Genomic DNA, 655 nt, shown 5'->3' with positions numbered 1-655 from the left:
TTTAGAGAGCGTTTGAAATACCCTTGAAGATGCATCAACACATTCGTGTTGTTTTTGCGACTGGCACGGTTCGATAGCGCCGTCATCAGACCTAATCGGTATTCTCGGTAAAACTCGTCAATCTCATAGTTGGCAACATCTGCGACTAAGCGCCCCAAAGATCGATACGACTCTGGATGGTGCGCCATAAGCGTTAGCTTATAACGAGAATGGAAATCGATGATCTTACCGCGTGTCGGCTCACCTGCCATCGATTCATAAAAATCGTTGAGACAGTAAATGCGAGTAATGAAGTTCTCTTTAAGAACGGGATCATTTAAGCGTCCATCTTCTTCGACAGGTAACCACGGCATTTTTTCCATCAACGTTTTCGTGTAAAGACCAACCCCTTCTTTTGCAGCGTTGTTTTTGCTGTACACTTTTACGCGTTCCATACCGCATGTTGGCGATTTGGCACAAACGATGTAACCACACAATTGCTCATTTTGAAGCTCGTCCACTTTATTTTCGGAGTAAGTCAGCATGTTATCTGTGTGATCATTGTCGGGATTTTTCGTTTCAACCAACGCGATGCGTTCTTCATTACTGATTAAACGAATCGTCGGGCGTGGCACCGGCATGCCTACCCCCACTTCTGGGCATACAGAAACAAAGT

1 protein-coding gene is annotated in these 655 nt (G+C 45.0%); it reads right to left on the bottom strand.

The window, feature by feature from the left end; genetic code table 11:
- The coding region (locus tag R7O13_RS27830; protein ID WP_318305321.1) for a YbgA family protein at positions 1 to 655 on the bottom strand (655 nt) is incomplete at both ends.

The sequence above is a fragment of the Vibrio sp. Y176 genome, from assembly GCF_033438945.1.
Note: the sequence above shows the minus strand (reverse complement) of the source record. Positions and strands in the feature narration are given on the sequence as shown.